Consider the following 2,251-nt stretch of genomic DNA (forward strand, 5'->3'; position numbering starts at 1 on the left):
GTCGGAAGATCAGTTCTGAATGCTGCGGGAAACCAGGACACATGCCCAGCAAACGACAACGGCGCCCTCGGGCGCCGTTGTTGCATATCGAAGCGGAAAATCGATCAGGCGTAAGCGGGACGCGTCTGACCCGTCGTTTCGCCGAGATAGCGATATACCGACAGATCGCCCGACCGGATCGCCGGCCGCTTGCCCGAGATCAGGTCGGCGAGCAGTTGCCCAGAGCCGCACGACATCGTCCAGCCGAGCGTGCCGTGTCCCGTGTTCAGGAACAGGTTCGATACCGGCGTGCGGCCGACGATCGGCGTGCCGTCCGGCGTCATCGGGCGCAGGCCCGTCCAGAACGTCGCCTTCGACGTATCGCCGCCGCCCGGGAACAGATCGTTCACGCACATTTCGAGCGTTTCGCGGCGCGCGTTTTTAAGCTTCTTGTCGAAGCCGACGATCTCCGCCATGCCGCCGACGCGAATCCGGTTGTCGAAACGCGTAATCGCGATCTTGTACGTCTCGTCGAGCACCGTCGACACGGGGGCCGACCTGGCATCGACGATCGGCGCGGTGATCGAGTAGCCCTTGAGCGGATACACGGGAATCTTGACGAGGCCCGACAGGAACTTCGTCGAGTACGAACCGAGCGCCACGACGAAGCTGTCCGCGCGCACGATCTCGCTGCCGCACTTCACGCCGGCGATCCGGTCGCCTTCCATCGCGAGCGCGTCGATCGGCGTGTTGTAGCGGAACTTGACGCCCAATTGCTCGGCGAGTGCGGCGAGGCGCGTCGTGAACAGCTGGCAGTCGCCCGTTTCGTCGCCCGGCAGGCGCAGGCCGCCCGTCAGCTTGTGCGAGGTCGCGGCGAGCGCGGGCTCGGCGCGCGCAAGATCGCCCGGCATCAGCAGTTCGTACGGAACGTTCGCTTCTTTCAGCACAGCAACGTCCTTGGCGGCGCCATCGAGTTGCTGTTGTGTGCGGAACAGTTGCAGCGTGCCGCCCGTACGGCCTTCGTACTGAATGCCCGTCTCGGCGCGCAGCGCCTGCAGGCAGTCACGGCTGTATTCGGCCAGTCGCACCATGCGGCCCTTGTTCACGGAATAGCGCTCGGACGTGCAGTTCTGCAGCATTTGCCACATCCACTGCAACTGGAATTGTGTGCCGTCGAGGCGGATGGCGAGCGGCGCATGCTTCTGGAACATCCACTTGACGGCCTTGAGCGGAATGCCAGGCGCGGCCCACGGCGAAGCGTAGCCCGGCGAGATCTGGCCGGCATTGGCGAAGCTCGTATCGAGCGCAGGGCCCGCTTCGCGATCGATGACGGTCACTTCGTGGCCCGCGCGCGCAAGATAATAGGCGCTCGTGATCCCGACGACGCCACTGCCCAGAACGACAACACGCATAGCTGCTCCCAAAAGGTCGAAAGGCTCACGGCGTATAAGAGAAGGAAGGGCCTCGTCGTTCGTGCTTTTGTTCGATTAACGAGGTGATATGCCGGATGCCTAGTGTTAACCGCTATACTATTTGCGTCTGGGTAGGTTTTGTTATTGTATTTTTCTGATTTTCAGTAAAAACCATGCGTACACAGCGTCAACCCGTCCGCGCGCTCGACAAGCTCGATCACAAGATCCTGAAACTCCTCCAGGAGGACGGCCGGATCGCGATGAAGGAACTCGCCGAACAGGTCGGCCTGTCGGTCACGCCGTGCATCGAGCGCGTCAAGCGCATGGAGCGCGACGGCGTCATCACCGGCTACCACGCGCGCGTGAATCCGGCGGAGCTGGGCGCCGCGCTGCTGGTGTTCGTCGAAATTACGCTCGATCACAAGAGCGGCAACATGTTCGACCAGTTCCGGCGCGAGGTGAAGAAAATCCCGGAGGTGCTCGAATGCCACCTGGTGTCTGGGGAATTCGACTATTTGATCAAGGCGCGCATCGGCGAAATGGCTGACTACCGCAAGCTGCTCGGCGACATCCTGCTGCAACTGCCCGGCGCGGTGCAGTCGAAAAGCTATGTCGTAATGGAAGAAATCAAGGAAACGCTGACGATTGCAGTCGGCGAATGAGCGATTCGGCGCGACATCGCGCGCGCCGAATCGGCCCCAAAAGTCGCGCTCGACAAAAGCCGTAAACACTGTATATTTGTAAGGGCTATCCACTTAGCGCCAAAATTCCACGCTGTGAAATTCAGCCCTCACGGGGAGATTTTCGCGCGATCTGCCGGAAGGTATTGGGGTCTGTCTGCACGCTCTGTTCGAGCAGGC

The 2,251-nt window shown here is 61.4% G+C and carries 2 protein-coding genes; one reads left to right on the plus strand and one right to left on the minus strand.

The annotated features are described in order from the left end of the window. Positions 1-104: 104 nt before the first annotated feature. The gene (locus BN2476_RS40085) at positions 105-1,391 is read right to left on the minus strand and encodes a D-amino acid dehydrogenase (protein ID WP_087739700.1); all 1,287 of its coding nucleotides are present in this window, start codon (positions 1,389-1,391) and stop codon (positions 105-107) included. Positions 1,392-1,564: 173 nt separating this feature from the next. Between BN2476_RS40085 and BN2476_RS40090 the strand changes: the two genes are divergently transcribed. Next, positions 1,565-2,053 carry an Lrp/AsnC ligand binding domain-containing protein gene (locus tag BN2476_RS40090; protein ID WP_087739701.1) on the plus strand — a complete coding sequence of 163 codons (489 nt, stop codon included), beginning with the start codon at positions 1,565-1,567 and terminating at the stop codon, positions 2,051-2,053. Positions 2,054-2,251 lie beyond the last annotated feature (198 nt).

Source organism: Paraburkholderia piptadeniae (genome assembly GCF_900007165.1).
Lineage (GTDB): Bacteria > Pseudomonadota > Gammaproteobacteria > Burkholderiales > Burkholderiaceae > Paraburkholderia > Paraburkholderia piptadeniae.

Excerpts from the sequence above, each read along its gene's own strand:
- BN2476_RS40085 (WP_087739700.1), bottom strand. The coding sequence starts at position 1,391 with ATGCGTGTTGTCGTTCTGGGCAGTGGCGTCGTCGGGATCACGAGCGCC.
- BN2476_RS40090 (WP_087739701.1), top strand. The coding sequence starts at position 1,565 with ATGCGTACACAGCGTCAACCCGTCCGCGCGCTCGACAAGCTCGATCAC.